The organism is Streptomyces harbinensis (assembly GCF_900116145.1).
GTDB lineage: Bacteria > Actinomycetota > Actinomycetes > Streptomycetales > Streptomycetaceae > Streptomyces > Streptomyces carpaticus.
The window spans coordinates 670034-686626 of record NZ_FPAB01000001.1 but is presented as its reverse complement, the minus strand read 5'-3'; the positions used below and the strand labels follow the sequence as shown (position 1 = coordinate 686626).

Sequence of the window (16593 nt, the reverse complement as noted above, 5' to 3'; positions counted from 1 at the left end):
TCGTTGCATGTGTCCAGGCAGTCATGCCCGGGCGACCCTACCCGCCGCCCGCCGCCGGAGGCCATGCCTTCCGGCTGCCGCGCCGCTCACATCGCGGCGCGCCGAACCCCGCCGAACGGGGAGATGCGTCCCATAGTGGTGCACTATGACCACGGATGCGACCGCCCCTCCCGAGCCCCCCGACACCGGGACCGGGTCGCCGCACCGCCCCGACCCGTCACCCGATGCCACGGTCATCGCCATCGGCATGGCCGCCGTCCTCGGCGTGGTGGCCTGGGCGGCGTTCGGCAAGGACAACTTCTCCTCCGTCACCGACCACGCCCTCAACTGGGTGCTGGGCAACTTCTCCTGGCTGTTCATCATCGCCGGCAACGTCTTCGTGGTGGCCTGCCTGGTCATCGCGTTCAGCCGCTTCGGCCGTATCCGGCTCGGACGCGACGACGACGAGCCGGAGTTCTCCTCGCTCTCCTGGATCGCGATGATGTTCGCCGCCGGCATGGGCATCGGGCTGATGTTCTTCGGCGTCGGCGAACCCCTGCTGCACTTCGCCTCCCCGCCCCCGTTCGGCGACATCGAACCCGGCAGCGACGAAGCGGCCCGCACCGCGCTCGAATTCTCCTTCTTCCACTGGACGCTGCACCCCTGGGCCATCTACGGCATCGCCGGACTCGGCCTCGCCTACGCCACCTTCCGCAAGGCGCGCGGCAACCGGATCAGCGCCGTCTTCGTCCCGCTCATCGGCGAACGGCTGAGCGCCGGCTGGCCCGGCCGGCTCATCGACCTGCTCGCCGTCTTCGCCACCGTGTTCGGCACCGCCACCAGCCTCGGCCTGGGCGCGCTCCAGGTGTCCCGGGGCCTGAACATCACCACCGACCTCGACGACTCCCGCGCCCTCCAGCTGATCATCATCGCCGCGCTCGGCAGCGCCTTCGTCATCTCCGCCTTCAGCGGCCTGCACAAGGGCGTCAAATGGCTCAGCAACATCAACATCGTGCTGGCCATCAGCCTGGCCCTGTTCATCTTCGCGGTCGGCCCCACCGTGTACATCCTGGGCGCCATCCCGGCCGGGGTCGGCAACTACCTCGAAGACATCATGGTGCTCTCCACCCGCACCGGCGCCTTCGGCAGCGAGGACTGGCTGGGCACCTGGACCATCTTCTACTGGGCCTGGTGGATGTCCTGGGCCCCGTTCGTCGGCACCTTCATCGCCCGCATCTCCCGGGGCCGCAGCATCCGGGAATTCCTCATCGGCGTGCTGCTCATCCCCTCCGGCGCCTCCATCATCTGGTTCTCCATCATGGGCGGCAGCGCCCTGCGCATCGACGCCACCGGCGGCGCCGACCTCACCGGCGAGGTCACCCGCGAGGGCGAGGAAGCCGCCATGTTCGCGCTGCTCGACGCGCTGCCGCTCGGCACCGTCACCGCGTTCGTCGCCATGATCCTGGTGATGCTGTACTTCATCACCAGCGCCGACTCCGCCTCCCTGGTGATGGGCTCGCTCACCAGCCGGGGCGCCCTGCACCCGCGCCGCTGGCTGGTGGTCTCCTGGGGCGTGCTGATGGGCGCGGTCGCCGCCGTCCTGCTGGTGGCGGGCGGCCTGGACGCGCTGCGGTCGGGCACCATCCTGGTGGCGCTGCCGTTCGTGGTGGTCATGCTCGCCATGTGCTGGGCCCTGGTGCGCGAACTGCGCTCCGACCCGGGTGCCGGCATGCCGCGCCATCTGCCGATGCACGGCGTCCGCGAAGCGGTACGCGCCATGGTCGGGGAGGCGGTCGAGGAGCAGACCCGCGGCCCGCGGCACTGGCGGCTGCGCCGGGTCGCCGGCCAGGCGCGCGAGCGGCAGGAGGAGAACACCGAGCGCCCGCCGGAGGAGTGAGCAGCGGAGCGGGGAACGGGCGGGGCCGGCCGCGGCCCCGCCCGTACGCTCAGCGCAGCCGCTGCTGCCGCAGCCGCCGCCACACCACCTTCGCCGCGTTGTGCCCCGACATCCCGTGCACCCCAGGCCCCGGCCAGGCGGCCTGCGAACACAGGAACACCGCCGGATGCGCGGTGGTGTACGGCGACCACGCCGGGCGCGGCCGGAACATCGTCTGCAGACCGCTGAACGCGCCGCAGGCGGTGTCCCCGCCCACGTAGTTGGCGTTGCGCCGGGCCAGCTCCGCCGGGCCGGCCACCGCCCGCGCCAGCACCAGATCCCGGAAGCCGGGCGCGAACCGCTCGATCTGCTGCTCCAGCGCCTCCGTCAGATCCCCGTCCCAGCCGTTGGGCACATGCCCGTACGCCCAGAACACGTGCTTGCCGGCCGGCGCGCGGGACGGGTCGAGCTGCGTCGGCTGCGAGGTGATCATGAACGGCACCTCCGGCGCCCGCCCCTCCACCGTGGCGGCCCGCAGCGCCGTCTCGATCTCCGCGCCGGTCGCGCCCAGATGCACCGTCCCCGCCCGGTGCGCCTCCGGGGCCGTCCACGGCACCGGACCGTCCAGCGCGTAGTCGATCTTGAACGAGGCGGCCCCGTACCGGAACCGCGGATACGCCCGCCCCAGGCCCGCGATCCGCGCCATGGCGGTCGGCGAGGTGTCGAAGACGTACGCCCGGGCCGGCGGCAGCTCATCCAGCCGCCGCACCTCCACCCCGGTGTGCACCGTGCCGCCCAGCGCCGTCAGATACCCGGCCAGCGCGTCCACGATTCCCTGCGACCCGCCCCGCGCGATCGGCCACCCGCCCTCGTGCGCCGCCAGCGCGAACACCAGCGCGATCGCTGCCGTCGCCGGCGTCGTCCCGGCCGGCGAGATCACATGCGCCGCCAGACCGTGGAACAGCGCCCGCGCCTTCTCGTCCCGGAACCGGGCCCGCGCCACCCACGCCGCCGGCTGCATCCCCGTCAGCCCGAACCGCGCCAGCGTCAGCGGCCCGCGCGGCAGCCCGTCCCACGGCACCTTGAGGAAGTCCCCGGCCAGCGTGTCCCACCGGCCCAGATACGGGGCCATCAGCCGCCGGTACGCCTCCGCGTCGCGCGGCCCGAACGACGCCGCCGTCACCCCCACCTCCCGGGCCAGCACGGCCGCGCTCCCGTCCGGGAACGGATGCGCCAGCGCCAGCTCGGCGTGCAGCCACTCCAGCCCGTACCGCTCCAGCGGCATCCTTTTGAACGCCGGCGACCCCGCGCCCATCGGATGCACCGCCGAGCACGGATCGTGCCGGAACCCCGGCAGCGTCAGCTCCTCGGTGCGGGCGCCACCGCCCACCGTCTCCTTCGCCTCGAAGACCTCGACGGACAGCCCCCGCCGGGCCAGTTCGACGGCGGCGGTCAGCCCGTTCGGCCCGGCCCCCACCACCACCGCGTCCCGCATGGTCGGCACGTTACGGCTCCCCTCGCCGATGAGTTGACGCTCCGCACGCTCTGTACGCTCTGTGCGCTCTTCACGCTCCGGACAGCAAGGAGAGAATACGCCGCGCGGTCGGCTCGTCCCGCGCCGCGGTGAACGGCAGCGCGTTGCCCCCGGCCAGCGCGAACGGCACCCCCGCCACCGTCTCGTGCACGCCCCCCGCCTCCAGCACCAGCAGCAGCCCGGCCGCGTGGTCCCAGGCCGACTCCCAGTCGAACGCCACCGCGTCCAGCTCACCGCGCGCCACCCGCAGATACTCCAGACCCGCAGAACCGCACTCCCGCGGCGCCACCCCGTCCACCCGCAGCCGGGCCAGCACCCGCTTCTGCTCGGCGGAGGTGTAGTGCGGATGCGCGTGCGCCACCGTCAGCGGCCGGCCCGGCTCGGGCACGCCGGCGACCAGCCGCTCCCCGTCCAGGAACGCGCCCGCCCCGCGCCGCGCACGCGCCGTGAGCCCCAGCGCCGGCGCATGCGTCCACGCCCCCTCCAGCACCCCGCGGTGCGCCAGCCCCACCAGGGTGCAGAAACCCGGATCGCCCTCCACGAACTGCCGCGTACCGTCCACCGGATCGACGATCCACACCGGCGCGTCACCCGCCAGCCGCCCGTACGTCGCCGGATCGGCCGCCACCGCCTCCTCGCCCACCACCACGGAACCCGGCAGCAGCCGGGGCAGTATCTCCGTCAGCCGCTCCTCCGCCCGCCGGTCCGCCACGGTCACCAGATCGTGCGGCGCCGTCTTCACCGCCACCTCGTCGGCCGCCAGCCGCCGCCAGCGCGGCATGACCTCCTCGGCGGCGACCAGCCGCACGGCCTCCTCGACCTTCATGGCCAGCTCTTCATCGATCATGACCCCATCGAAACACGGGCGGCCCCGCCCCGGTGCCCCGCTGCCCCGTGGCGGGCGGCACACTGGGAGCAGGCGGGGAACACAGCGGACGGTGACGGGGGCGGGCCGTGGGACGGGTACGGGTACGGGAGTTGTGGCGCGGGGCGGGGAAGCGCTGGATCGCGCTCGGTGCGCTGCTGACGCTGCTCGCGGCGTTGCAGAGCGCCACCGGGGGAACCGTCCCGCCCGCCCGGGCCGTACACCTGCTGCCCTGCGAAGGGCTGCTGCCGCGCGCCGAACTGCGCACCCTGGCCGGCTGGCCCGAGGTGGACGCCCAGCGCGTGGCACGCGATCCCGGACGGAACCGGCTCACCTGCACCCTGCTGCGCACCGGCGCGCTCCACGATCCGCAGTGGCTCACCGTGACGGCGAGCCGCCGGGCGGACGACGTGGACGGCGGGCTGCTGGACGCGGCCCGCTGGAGCGACGCCCTCAGCGGGGCGGCGCTGCCGGAAGGGCTGCCCGGGTTCCTGATCCAGGGATCGCGCGGCGACGGCACCCGCGTCGCACTGCTCCTGCCCTGCACGGACCCGGACGTCCCGCTGCTGGTGACACTGCGGACATCCGTCTCCCGGGGCACCGACGAGGACGAGCCGCTGGTACGGGCCGCGGTCGCCGCCGCCAACACCGCCTCCTCCCGGCTGGGATGCGGCCACGCCCCGGTGCCGCCGCCCCAGGACCCGGTCCGCCGCCAGGTGGCGGGGATGCCCGTCGCGGTGCTGAACGGCGCGTCGCCGTGCGCGGTGATCGTCCCGGACCTGCCCGAGGACGCCCCGCAGGGTGGCTGGCGGGTGCACGAGGCGGCCCCGGACAGCGGTCCGTACGCCTCCTGCGCGCTGCCGTTCCACGAAGGGAACAGCATGCTGACGGTCAGCGGAGCCTACGGCCCGTGGGCCGAGCTGGCGATGGCGCAGAGCGTCGGTCCCGACGGGATGGACGGTACCCGCGATCCGTCCGCGCGACCGCTCTCCGAACGGTGGCGCCCCCGCGCCGACGGGTACTCCGCGACCGCCCTCACCACCTGCGACGGGGCGTTCGCCCTGTTCCGGGCGGAGGTCGCATCGAGTTCGGACAACCCGGTCGGCGAGGAGACGCTCACGGCGCTGGTCACCGCCTTCGCCACCGACCAGGCCGAACGGCGCGGCTGCGAACCGCCCGTCACGCCTTAGCTCCAGAAGGCGAAGCGGTGCGACCAGTGGTAGCTGCTCGCCAGCGCTGCCCGCAGCGGCACCCACTCCTGCTCGGGCAGCCCGCGCCCGCCCGCCCAGTCCTCCAGCATCATCAGCAACTGCGCCCGGCCGTCCAGGAACGCGGCGTCGCCCGCCGGCCCGGCGGGGGCCCGGCGGGCCAGATCACCGGCGAGGACGGACGGCTCCCCGGGCGGCTCGGCCGTGGCGAGGTGGACACCCCGGCTGTGCTCCCGTACGGCGGCGTCGAAGGCGGCCCCGTCGGAGATGACGCCCTCCTCGGCGAGCGCGTCCCGGAGCACCGACAGCCCGGCGACACCCCCGGTGATCTCCGCGAAGGGATCGGTGGGATTGGGCAGCGCGGCGGCCCGCGTTCCGGAGGTCAGCTTCCCGTCCTCGTCCACCGTCAGCAGGTCCAGACAGCGCGCGGCGTACGCGAGGTGGGCGTCGTACAGCACCGCGTACCCCTCGGGATGGGACGCGACCGCGGTGGTGAGATCCCGTAGCGGATCGGTCCAGTACTCCAGGGCCTCGCCGCTGTCCGGATCCGTCTCCGTGACCAGCTCACCGGCGGTGGCGAACAGCACCCGGGCCTCGCCGGTCTCCGGATCCGGCAGGGTCCGCACCGGATGCTCCTCCAGCAGCACGTCGCCCAGCTCGGCCAGCTGGGTCCGGTGGCTCAGATCGGTGAGATAGGCGGCGAGCATCAGCCCCAGATACGGTTCGAGGCCGGGCGGAATCGCGGACCGCGCACCGCCGCCCGGCACGAACGGCGGCCGTTGCGCCTCGGGTTCCGCCGCGAGGACCACCACCGTCTCGTGCGCCACCGAGGCCATGGCCGGCGTGTGCGGCACCGCGGGACCGTCCTGCTCGGCGAGGGTCTGCCCGGTGGTGGCGGCGACAAGGATCGCCCCCAGCAGATCGGGCCCCGCCGGGCCGTCACAGGTGACCCAGTGCCCGGGCGCGAGCAACGCGGCCACGGCCCCCGTGCTCTCACCGGAGACCGGGCCCGGGTCCAGGTACGCGGTGGCCGCCGCCGGATCGTCGGCGAGCGCGGCGACCTCCGGCGGCACGTCCCAGCACCACCGATCCGCGTCGGCGCGCCACACCACCAGCCCCATCGGTACCAGCAGCGCCATCGCCACCACCGGACCGAGCCACTTCTCCACCCTGCGGCGCCCCGCCGCCCCCCGCGCAGCCATGACGATCAGCCTACGGGGAGGCGAGCCGGGCCAGGTCGGCGGTCGGCGGTCTGCGGTTGGCCGTCGGGCCCGGCGGCACGGTCGGCGGTCAGGCCAGGCCGGCCCGGCGGAGTTCACTGCCGATCGCGTAATGATGGCGCGGGGAGAGCGCCTGAGCCGCCGTCAGCAGCAGCGGGCCCACCACCTCGGGGGACGACCGGGCCGCGCCCGCCGCCTCCTCCGCCGAACGGGCGCCGACCAGCGCCGTCAGCAGGGTGACCGCCTCCTCCGCGCGGCCCGCGTGCCACAGTTCCGCCGCGATCACCCCCGCCTCCGGCGCCGGACGGGCGGCGGCCTGGCGCAGCAGGACGGCGCAGTCGCGATCCCGGTCGGCGCCCGCCAGCGCCTCCGCCACCGCCGCCAGCGGCCCCGGCGGCAGCGACGCCGCCTCCCACAGCAACGTGGCCACCTCCGAGGCGAGCCCGGTGCGTTCGAGTTCGGCGATGAGCACCGGCAGCCGGGCCGCCGGCCCGGCGACCGCCTCGCTGAGCACGATGTGCGCCGCGCCGCTGGCCCCCGCGGACCGCGAGGCGGCCAGCCGGTCGGCCAGTTCCAGCGCCGCCCGCCGGTCCTCCTCGGTCAGCCGCTGCCGCCGCTCCCGCCGGGACTCGCGGAGCGCGCCCGCGAACCGGGAGCCACTCGGCGGCGCCGCAGGAGGCCGCACGGCATCACCATCGGCGGGCGGGGGCACGGCCACCACCTCGTCCTCGGCCTCGATCCCGGCGAACCGCGCCCCGCGCGGCCTGCGCCGCCGCTTCCCCGCCCCGGCGGCCGGCTCACCACCCCCCGACTCCCGGCCGGTCGGTCCGGCCTCCGGTGCGGCGGCCGGTGGGGTGTCCGGTTGTCCGGCGACAGGTGGGCGGCTCCCCGTCGCCGTGGCCGGTTGTCCGGTGCCCGGCTCGCGTAGTCCGGGTCCTTGAGCGGCCGGTGCGGTGGCCGCGTCGCCGGCCGGAGCGCCGGCCTGCGGGACGGCACCGGCCGACCGGGCGCCCGTCCGGGCGGCGTTCGGCGCGGCAGCGCCCCCACCGGCAACCGGAGCGGCTTCCCCACTGCCGGTGTACGGCGCGGGAGCCGGCACCCCGGCGCCGGGGTTACCGGGCGCGATGGCCCGCCCCACGGCACCCGACTCCCCGGCGTACGGTGCGGCGGCCGGCTCGCCGATGTCCGCTCCGCCGCCGCTGGTTGGCCGGCTGTGCGGCTGCCGAGCGGGGGAGGCAGGGGCTCGTTCTCCGGTGTCCGGGACGGCCCCCGGCCACCTGGCGACCGGCCCGGTGTTCGCTGCGCCTGCTGCCGGTGCCGGTCCCGTGGTCGGTCGCCCGCTGACCGGCCCGGCAGCCCACGCGCCGACCGCATCACCCGCCCCGGGACCGCCGCTCGCCGGACCTGGAGCCGGTTGCCCGACGACCGGATCGACGACGGTCGGTTCACCGGCCCTCGGAGCGCCGCTGGCCGGCGCAACGGTCGGGTCACCGCCGCGCGCCCTGCCGGTGCCCGGCGCAACGGCCCGGCCCCCAGCGGCCGGAGTGGTGCCGGGCTGCCGGATCCCGTACTCCCCGGACCCCGCCGGGCCCTCGGCTCCCGCAGACGGCACTGCCCCTGCCCTCCACGCGGTCTCCGTCCCCTCCGCGCTCAACGCCCGCGCCGCCGCCCCGGCGGCACCGACCGCTCGGCCCGCGTGCTGCTCCGCCGCGCGCCCCGTTGGCCCCACCACCTCCGCAGGCCACTCCGCCGCCCCGGCTGCCCCTGCCCCCACACCCTCCGCACCCTCCGCCACCCCCACGGGCGGCTGTGCCGCCACCTCCACGGGCGGCTGTGCCGCCACCCCCGCAGGTGGCAGCGCCGCCAGCCGCGCCCGCAGCGCGGTGCCCCGCGCCCGGGCCCGTTCCTCGTCGTCGCGGGCCCAGAGCCGCTGCGCCGCCAGCCGTTCCACCTCCCGGCCCTGCCCCACCCGGCGGGCCAGCAGCAGCGCGTCGGACAGCCGCGCGCAGCGGCTCGCGGCGGACCGGCGGTCCTCGTCCGCCGTGGCCACCGCCCGTTCCAGCACGGCCCGCGCCTGCGGCAGTCCGTCCAGTGCCCGCGCCGTGCTCTCGTACCGCGTCCGCAGCCGTTCGCCGGCCCGCCCGGCGGCGTCCGTACCGCCGCGCACCGCCAGGTCCTGGAGCAGATCGGCGACCACGTCCCACGGCGGCAGCTCCCGGCCCGCCAGCCAGCCGGCCAGTGCGTCCGGGCTGCGTCTGGAGAACGCCGCGTACCACCCGGCCGCCGGGTCGAGCACCGCGGTGACCGCGCGCAACTCGTCCGTGAACGCGGCCAGCTCGGCCGCCGCTTCCCGCTGCTGGGCCCTGGGCACATCCGCCATGGCCGCTACTGAACCCAACCGTGTTACGGATCGTGTTACCGCCGTGCTACGGGCAGTTTTCCCCTCGTCTTTTCCGGACCACTGGCGCGGCGGCCGGTCACCGGCCCACGGCGTACCCCTGCGCTCCGCGCGGGTTCGCCGCCGCCAGCAGCACGCCGCGCTCCGGGTCGCGTCCGACCGCGCACAGCCTGCCCTCCGTCCACGGCCCGCCGACCGTCACCTCGTGCCCACGGCGCCGCAGCCCGGCGATCGTCTCCTCGCCGATCCGCGACTCGACGGTGACACTGCCCGGGCGCGTTCCCCGCGGATAGAACGAGCTGGGGAAGCTGTCCTGGTGCCAGTTCGGCGCGTCGATCGCGCCCTGGAGGTCGAGTCCGCCGCGCACCGGCGGGCGCAGCGCCGCCGCGAGGAAGAAGTGCAGCTGCCACTGGTCCTGCTGGTCCCCGCCCGGAGTGCCGAACGCCAGGACCGGCTCGCCGTCCCGCAGCGCCAGCGACGGCGACAGCGTGGTGCGCGGCCGGCGGCCCGGGGTCAGCGAGGTGGGCAGGCCCTCCTCCAGCCATGTCATCTGGAGCCGGGTGCCCAGCGGGAAACCGAGCTCCGCGATGACCGGGCTGGACTGGAGCCAGCCACCGCTGGGCGTCGCGCTGATCATGTTCCCCCAGCGGTCCACCACATCGACGTGACAGGTGTCGCCGCGCGTCTCCCCGCTGCGGTCCACCGTCGGCTCACCGGAGCCCGCCACCGCCGCGCCGCCGGCCCGCTCCGCGCCCGCCAGCGCCGCCGCCGCGATCCGCGGCGTGCGGCCACCGGGCGCCCCGGGACGCAGCTCGAACGAGGCGCGCTCGCCGATCAGTTCCCGCCGCCCGGCGTTGTACTCGGGCGACAGCAGTTCCTTCAGCGGTACCTCGCCGTTGTCCCCGTACCACGCCTCCCGGTCGGCCATCGCGAGCTTGCCGCCCTCGATCAGCGTGTGGACGTACTCGGGCGTGCCGTACGCGTCCGCGTCCAGCCCGGGGTCCAGCAACGCCAACTGCTGGAGCAGCACCGGGCCCTGGCTCCACGGCCCGGGCTTGCAGACCGTCCAGCCCCGCCACTCGTGCCGCACCGGTTCCTCGTACCCGGCCGACCAGCCCGCCAGGTCGTCCCCGGTGAGAACGCCCGCGTGCCGCTCGCCCGAGGAGTCCATCGCGGGCCGGGCGGCGTGCGCGGCGATCGCCTCGCCGATGAACCCCTCGCGCCAGATCCGGCGGGCCGCCTCGATCTCCGCCTCCCTGTCCCGGCCCGGACCGGCCGCCTCCTTGAGCAGCCGCCGCCAGGTCGCGGCCAGTTGCGGGTTGCGCAGCATCCCGCCGGCCGCCGGGGCCGCGCCGCCGGGCAGATAGATCTCCGCCGAGGAGGTCCACTCCTCCTCGAACAGCTGCCGTACCGACTCCACCGTGAGCCCGATCCGTTCCACCGCCGGATGGCCGTCGGCCGCGTACCCGATGGCGTACTTCAGCACCTCCGCCAGGGACTTGGTGCCGTGGTCGCGCAGCAGCGTCAGCCACGCGTCCACGGCGCCCGGGACGACGGCGGCCAGCGGCCCGGTGCCCGGCACCAGGTCGAGACCGAGCGCGTCCCGGTAGTGGCCGATGGTGGCCCCGGCCGGTGCGGGCCCCTGCCCGCACAGCACCTGTATCCGGCCGCCGACCGGGGCCAGGATGATCGGGACGTCACCGGCCGGGCCGTTGAGGTGCGGCTCGACCACGTGCAGGACGAAACCGGCCGCCACGGCGGCGTCGAAGGCGTTGCCGCCGTCTTCGAGCACCGCCATCGCGGAGGAGGAGGCCAGCCAGTGGGTGCTGGAGACCATGCCGAAGGTGCCGTGCAGGGTGGGGCGTGTGGTGACCATGCGGCGAAGCGTACGCCTCGCGGGCGGCGGAGGCAGCCGGCCACGGAAGGCCGGATTCGGGGGGCGCGCTGCTCCGCCTGCGCTTCCGTCACCGGCGCGCCTCACCCGTGGCGGGCCGCTCGTCCGGCGGCTCCTCCCAGTAGCTCGGCGCGCGGCCCCGCCGCCGGCCGTGCAGCGGGTCCCGGATCAGCCGGACGCAGAGTCCGGCCGGCGTCACCACCAGAAAGTAGACGCAGGCGAGCACCGCCCGGGCCGCGTGGTCAGTCCAGCGGGATCGCGGCACGCCAGTCATCTTCCTCCGCCCACGGTGGCTGCTCCGTCTTCTCCAGCAGGAAACCCCCCAGCGCCAGGAGGTCGATACGGGTCCGCATGAAGCAGGTGTACGCCTCCTGCGGGGTGTTGACGATCGGCTCGCCTCGTACGTTGAAGGACGTGTTGACCAGGACGGGGCATCCCGTGCGCCGTTTGAAGGCGGTCAGCAGCCGGTGGAAGGCGGGATGCTCGCGCCGGCCGACCGTCTGGACCCGGGCCGAGTGGTCGACGTGGGTGACGGCCGGAATGGTGGAGCGGGTCTGTCGCAGCAGATCCAGGCCGGTGGCCGGTTCCTGTCCGCCCGGCCGCCGCTGCCCGGCGGCGACCGGGGCGACGATCAGCATGTACGGGCTGTCCTGCGAGAGCTCGAAGTACTCCCGGGCGTCCTCGGCGAGGACGGCGGGGGCGAACGGCCGGAACGACTCCCGGAACTTGGTGCGCAGATTCAGCTCGGACTGCGTCCGCGGGTCGCGGGCGTCCGCGAGGATGGACCGCGCCCCCAGCGCCCGGGGACCGTACTCCATGCGCCCCTGGAACCACCCGGCGATCCGGCCGGCGGCCAGCTCGGCGGCGACCCGTTCGGCCATCGCCTCCGGCGACAGCCGGGTGTGCGGCAGCCCGTGACGCTCCAGGAAACGCTGGATCTCGTCGTCGGTGTAGGCGGGACCCAGCAGGGCACCGGCCATCGCGTCCCGGCCCCCCGCCGGATGGGTCCTGCGGGCACCCCGGGCATGGGCGGTGTCCAGCGCCGCGCCGAGCGCACCGCCCGCGTCGCCGGCCGCCGGCTGCACCCAGATCTCCTCGAACGGCCCCTCCCGGGCCACCCTTCCGTTGGCGACGCAGTTCAGGGCCACCCCTCCGGCCAGACACAGCCGGCGTTCGCCGGTCCGGTGCGCCGCCGTCCTCGCCAGCCGCAGCATCACCTCCTCGGTGACCAGCTGCACCGAGGCGGCCAGGTCGAACTCCCGCTCCGTGAGCGGCCCCTCCGGAAGCCGTCGCGGCCCGCCGAACAGCTTCTCGAAGGACCGGCCAGTCATCGTGCGGCCCCTGAGGAAACTGAAGTGGCGCACGTCGAGCCGGAAGGACCCGTCCGGCTTGATGTCGATCAGCCGCTCCCGGATCAGAGAGGCGTAGCGGGGTGTTCCGTAGGGAGCCAGCCCCATCAGCTTGTACTCGCCCGAGTTCACCCGGAAGCCGCAGAAGTAGGTGAACGCCGAGTAGAGCAGCCCGAGCGAGTGCGGGAAGGACAGCCCTCCCAGCGGCGTCAGGCGCTCGCCCCGGCCGTGCCACAGCGTGGTGGTGTCCCACTCGCCGACCCCGTCCACGCACAGCACGGCTGCGGACTCGTAAGGGCTGGGGTAGAACGCCGAAGCGGCGTGGGAACGATGGTGCCGGGTGACCAGGACCGGGGGAACGCGGCCGGCACCCAGCGCCGACAGGTGTCGGGTCACCGTGGCCGGCGCGTCGCGTTTCCACGTCAGCCAGGCGGGCGCACTGTCCTGAAAGGCCCGCAGGCCCCAGGGTGCCCCGCCCGCGTAGGTGGCCAGCACCCGGCGAGCCTTGAGCGCGGAGTCCTCGTAGTAGGCCACCGCCGTGAAGTCGCCCAACTCCGCCCCGGCCGCCCGCAGGCAGTGGCGGACGGCCTGGGCCGGGAACGCGGCGTCGTGCCGGCGGCGGCTGAAACGCTCCTCCTGGGCCGCCGCGACGGGGGTGCCGCCGGACACCACCGCGGCGGCGCTGTCGTGGTAGAAGGCGGAGATACCGAGAACCAGTTCGCTCACCCTGGGCTGGCCTTTCTCACGGGACCCGGCCCGGCGGTGGCGCGCCGCGGTGGCGCGCGCCGGGGTTCAGAACAGCGGATAGATGGAGGCGTCGTCGCCCTGCCGCGGGAGCGGCGACCGGCCTCGGCCTCCCCCCTCCCGTGTCCCGTCCGCCGGCTCGCCGGCCGACGGCGCCCGCGGTGGTGCCGCCGGAGGCGCGGCGCCCTCCGGTGCCCCGGCCGGCCCGGCGGGGTGCCCACGCCGTGCGAGGCGGGACCGGATCCGCTGGATGATGCCCATGACGTCTCCTACGTGAGGTCGAGATGTTCGGTCATCAGCCGGGCCACGAGGTCGTAGCCGGGATCGAGGAGATGGACCCGGTCGACGAAGAGCCAGTCGGTGGGGGCGACCACCTCGGCGAGCGCCTGGTTCATGTCGAGGAACGAGATGTTCATCTCCTCGCAGCGGGTGCGCAGGCTGTCGGCGTAAAGCCGCCCGATCTCCCGGTCGGCGATGTCGTTGTGCAGCCGCCGGAAGTTGGAGGCGTCGTCCAGTTCGTCGAAGAGCAGCTTCTCCTGGGGGGCCGGTTCCTCGCGCACCCACGGCGCCAGCGGCTGGAGCACGAACGACAGACTCGCGCCGAGCCCCTTGGCCAGTACGTGCCAGGTGGCGAGGTGCCGTGCCGTCAGCTCGGTCGCATGCGCCACCCTGTCACGGGGCGAAGGAACCGCGGCCGCGTCCGGGGCCGGTCCGCAGTCGAAGAAGGCGCCGTGCCGGCCCTGCTGCTCGGCGGGCAGCCGGCTGAGCACCAGGTTGTTGACACCGGAGAACACCACGATCTCCTCGACGTCGGGCAGCAGATGCCCGAAGAGGGAGAAGAGCAGCAGTTCCTGAACGGAGTTGATGCTCTGCCCGGCGAAGTTCAGCCAGGGTCGGTACGGCGCGTACCGGGACCACAGCCGGGAGGAGATCGTGGCCGGATCACCGGTGGCTCCGACGCCGAAGACGGCCGAGCTGCCCGCCAGCAGCCGCACCGGGCCGGGCGGGCGCTCCCCGGCCACCGACGCCCGTCCGCCGGCCGCGCCGTGGGTGATCCGGAAGCCGTGCCGGTCGGTGTGGTAGACGGGGGTGCGTTCGTCACCGTACTGGAAGAAGCCGATGTACGGCTGGTCCTCCAGAAAGAAGGTGTAGTGCTCCATATGGGGTGTGAGGTCCGCGCGGGGTGAGGTCATCGTCGTCTCCCTGTGGGCTGTGGTCCGGCGGCGGTCACTCCGGCACGGCCGGCAGGTCGTAGAGCGAGCCGGGGCGGTCCTCCCGCACCAGGTCGGAGTTGATCGCCATGCCGGCGAGTCCTCCGCTGGCCGCCGCCATCGTGGCCTGCTGCATGTTCTTGCCGAGGTCGCCGGCCACGTACAGGCGCGGGTGCCGGGTCCGGCCCCGCTCGTCGATCTGGACGGACTCCAGGTCCTGGGCACCGAGCCAGTCGCGCAGGGGGCCGATCCTGGGCTCGGTGTCCATGTGGAGGAAGAGCGCCCCGAAGGTCCGCGAGCTGCCGTCGGCCAGGGACACCGCCACGCCCTCCGGGTCGGCGCGCACCCCCAGCACCTTGTCGGTCACGGACGGGATGCCGGCCGCGCGCAGCCGTCCCGCCTCGTCGTCGGGCAGCTGCCGGGCTCCGGTGAGGTAGGTGACGGACGGCGACCATGTGGTGAGGGTGGCCGCCAGGCATTCGCTGGGCACCTCGCCGCCGAAGACGCCGAAGCTCTTGCCGCGTACCTCCCAGGCATGGCAGTAGGGGCATTCGAAGACCTGCTTGCCCCACAGCTCGGGCAGCCCGGGAATCTCCGGCAGCCGGGAGCGGACCCCGGCCGCCCACAGCAGGGTCCGGCCGTGCAGGGTGCCGGAGTCCGAGGTGGTGACCGTGATGCGATCGGCCGCCGGGGTGGTGGTGTCGACCACGTCCTCGAAACAGGTCACGTCGTAGGGTTCCAGGTCCGCCCGGGAGCGCCGGCGGAACTCCTCGACGGTCACCCCGTCGTTGGTGATCATGTTGTGCATGACTCCCGCGGCGAGGTTGCGGGGGTCTCCGGAGTCGATCAGGGCGACCTTGCGGCAGGAACGGCCCAGGTACAGCGCCGCGTTGAGGCCGGCCGGGCCGCCACCGACGATGATGGCGTCGTACAGGGTGTCGGTCATGGTTCCTCTTCTCGTCGTCGTCCGGTGAGGCGGGTCAGGCCGGGGTCCGGCCCGGCGTCTGCGGGGCGGATGGCTCGGGGTCGCGCAGCGGGGCGAGGAGCAGCAGGGAGCCGGCGGTCAGGACCGACCCGGCGATGACGAACATGGCGGGTACGGAGGTCAGCCCGGCGAGCAGCCCGCCGAGCGCCGCGCCGACGGGCATGCTGCCCCAGGCGGCGAGCCGCGCCACACTGATGACCCGGCCCCGGAAAGCGGCCGGGGTGAGCCGCTGGCGCAGCGACAGCACGGGAATGTTCCAGCCCATCAGAAACACCCCGTTGGCCAGCAGGGCGCCGGCCGCCACCAGGGGGTGCGGCGCCAGCCCCAGGGCCACGTAGGCGGCCCCGGAAGCGGCCAGAGACCAGCGGGCGACCCGCAGCGTGCCCAGCCGGTCGGTCAGGAACGGGGTCAGCCGGCTCCCGGCGATGGCGCCCACGGACCCGGCGGCGAGCAGCAGCCCGTACCCCGTGGGGCCGGTTCCCAGGTGGCTGGTGCTCAGGAGCACCAGCAGGGAGAAGGTGGCCGAGTAGACCAGGCCGCACAGGGCGCTGGTGAGGAGAGTCAGCCGCAGGGCGGGGTGCTTGGCGACGAACCGCAGGCCCGCGGCGATGTCCTGCCGTACCGAACGCTGTGGTGGCTGGGCACTCTCCTCCCGGAGGGCCGGGACCGGCGCCCTGCGGGCGATGCCGAGGAGGAGTACCGCCGCCAGCAGGTAGAGCGTGGCCCCGGTGAAGAGGGTGAGGCCGACGGAGACGCCCAGCAGGAGACCGGCGGCCGGCGGCCCCGCCATCTCGTTGAGGATGATCTGCGGGACCGACAGCTTGCCGTTGGCTCGCTCCAGATGACGGTCCTCGACGATGGCGGGCAGCATCGCCGGGGCGGCCGTGTCGTACAGGGTCTCGGCGACGCCGAGCGCGAAGGCCAGAGCGAACCAGGCGAGCAGCGGCGCGTCGAAGGCGAAATGGGCGGCGGCGGCGCCCAGCAGGGCGGCGGTCCGGAACAGGTTGCTGACCAGCATGATCTGCCGCTTGTCCAGGCGGTCCACGATGACGCCGGCCGGCAGGGCGAACAGCAGCCAGGGCAGCATGTTGACGGCCAGGAGCCCGGCGACCACGCCGGGTTCCGGGTGACCGGCCACGACGAGCAGGGGTAAGAGGGTACGGACCAGGCCGTCTCCCGCGTTGGCCCCGGCGGAGGAGGCCCACAGCCAGGCGAACGGGCGGCCCAGTCCCTCGGAGGCGGGCAGCTGCCCGGTGACGGTCTGGGTCAACAGCCCTCTCCCGGCCCGAGTGCGACCGGGTGCGCCGTCCGCCGGGCGTCGGGGCGGGCG

Annotated in this window: 12 protein-coding genes; 2 read left to right on the top strand and 10 right to left on the bottom strand. The window is 74.7% G+C overall.

Translation table 11 applies throughout. The annotated features are described in order from the left end of the window. The first annotated feature begins 145 nt into the window (after positions 1-145). Entirely contained in the window at positions 146-1876 is a 1731-nt protein-coding gene (locus BM385_RS03055) for a BCCT family transporter (RefSeq protein WP_093842098.1), read from the top strand. A 49-nt stretch (positions 1877-1925) separates the two neighbouring features. On the opposite strand, the gene BM385_RS03050 is transcribed toward BM385_RS03055, so the two are convergent. Next, positions 1926-3359, bottom strand: coding sequence for a phytoene desaturase family protein (locus BM385_RS03050; RefSeq protein WP_093842097.1), 1434 nt, complete (start codon positions 3357-3359; stop codon positions 1926-1928). A gap of 61 nt (positions 3360-3420) precedes the next feature. After that, positions 3421-4236 (bottom strand): inositol monophosphatase family protein, encoded by an 816-nt coding sequence (locus BM385_RS03045; protein WP_019434204.1) that lies wholly within the window; start codon positions 4234-4236, stop codon positions 3421-3423. 107 nt (positions 4237-4343) lie between these two features. Between BM385_RS03045 and BM385_RS03040 the strand changes: the two genes are divergently transcribed. Continuing rightward, on the top strand, positions 4344-5444 hold the full coding sequence (locus BM385_RS03040) for a hypothetical protein (protein WP_139275138.1): 1101 nt from the start codon (positions 4344-4346) through the stop codon (positions 5442-5444). On the opposite strand, the gene BM385_RS03035 is transcribed toward BM385_RS03040, so the two are convergent. The 8 genes from BM385_RS03035 to BM385_RS03000 form a co-directional block, all read right to left on the bottom strand. Beyond that, positions 5441-6664 (bottom strand): hypothetical protein, encoded by a 1224-nt coding sequence (locus tag BM385_RS03035; RefSeq protein ID WP_139275137.1) that lies wholly within the window; start codon positions 6662-6664, stop codon positions 5441-5443. The two genes, BM385_RS03040 and BM385_RS03035, sit on opposite strands and share 4 nt — an antisense overlap. An 88-nt stretch (positions 6665-6752) precedes the next feature. Continuing rightward, positions 6753-9062 (bottom strand): hypothetical protein, encoded by a 2310-nt coding sequence (locus tag BM385_RS27015; protein WP_093842094.1) that lies wholly within the window; start codon positions 9060-9062, stop codon positions 6753-6755. A 97-nt stretch (positions 9063-9159) separates the two neighbouring features. After that, entirely contained in the window at positions 9160-10956 is a 1797-nt protein-coding gene (locus BM385_RS03025; RefSeq protein ID WP_019434208.1) for a gamma-glutamyltransferase family protein, read from the bottom strand. Between the two features lie 88 nt (positions 10957-11044). Continuing rightward, positions 11045-11239, bottom strand: coding sequence for a hypothetical protein (locus BM385_RS03020; protein ID WP_093842093.1), 195 nt, complete (start codon positions 11237-11239; stop codon positions 11045-11047). Beyond that, complete coding sequence (locus tag BM385_RS03015; RefSeq protein ID WP_093842092.1) at positions 11217-13049, bottom strand: carbamoyltransferase family protein; 1833 nt, start codon at positions 13047-13049, stop codon at positions 11217-11219. The genes BM385_RS03020 and BM385_RS03015 overlap by 23 nt, the downstream gene beginning before the upstream one ends. Before the next feature lie 287 nt (positions 13050-13336). After that, a complete protein-coding gene (locus BM385_RS03010; RefSeq protein WP_093842091.1) occupies positions 13337-14260 on the bottom strand; it encodes an SGNH/GDSL hydrolase family protein in 924 nt (307 codons plus the stop codon). 34 nt (positions 14261-14294) lie between these two features. Further along, positions 14295-15224, bottom strand: a complete 930-nt coding sequence (locus BM385_RS03005; RefSeq protein WP_093842090.1) for an NAD(P)/FAD-dependent oxidoreductase — start codon at positions 15222-15224, stop codon at positions 14295-14297. 34 nt (positions 15225-15258) lie between these two features. Beyond that, complete coding sequence (locus BM385_RS03000) at positions 15259-16533, bottom strand: MFS transporter (protein ID WP_254791425.1); 1275 nt, start codon at positions 16531-16533, stop codon at positions 15259-15261. Positions 16534-16593 lie beyond the last annotated feature (60 nt).

Coding starts and splice junctions, on each gene's coding strand:
- BM385_RS03055 (WP_093842098.1), top strand. CDS start 146: ATGACCACGGATGCGACCGCCCCTCCCGAGCCCCCCGACACCGGGACC.
- BM385_RS03035 (WP_139275137.1), bottom strand. CDS start 6,664: ATGGCTGCGCGGGGGGCGGCGGGGCGCCGCAGGGTGGAGAAGTGGCTC.
- BM385_RS03045 (WP_019434204.1), bottom strand. CDS start 4,236: ATGATCGATGAAGAGCTGGCCATGAAGGTCGAGGAGGCCGTGCGGCTG.
- BM385_RS03005 (WP_093842090.1), bottom strand. CDS start 15,224: ATGACCGACACCCTGTACGACGCCATCATCGTCGGTGGCGGCCCGGCC.
- BM385_RS03010 (WP_093842091.1), bottom strand. CDS start 14,260: ATGACCTCACCCCGCGCGGACCTCACACCCCATATGGAGCACTACACC.
- BM385_RS27015 (WP_093842094.1), bottom strand. CDS start 9,062: ATGGCGGATGTGCCCAGGGCCCAGCAGCGGGAAGCGGCGGCCGAGCTG.
- BM385_RS03025 (WP_019434208.1), bottom strand. CDS start 10,956: ATGGTCACCACACGCCCCACCCTGCACGGCACCTTCGGCATGGTCTCC.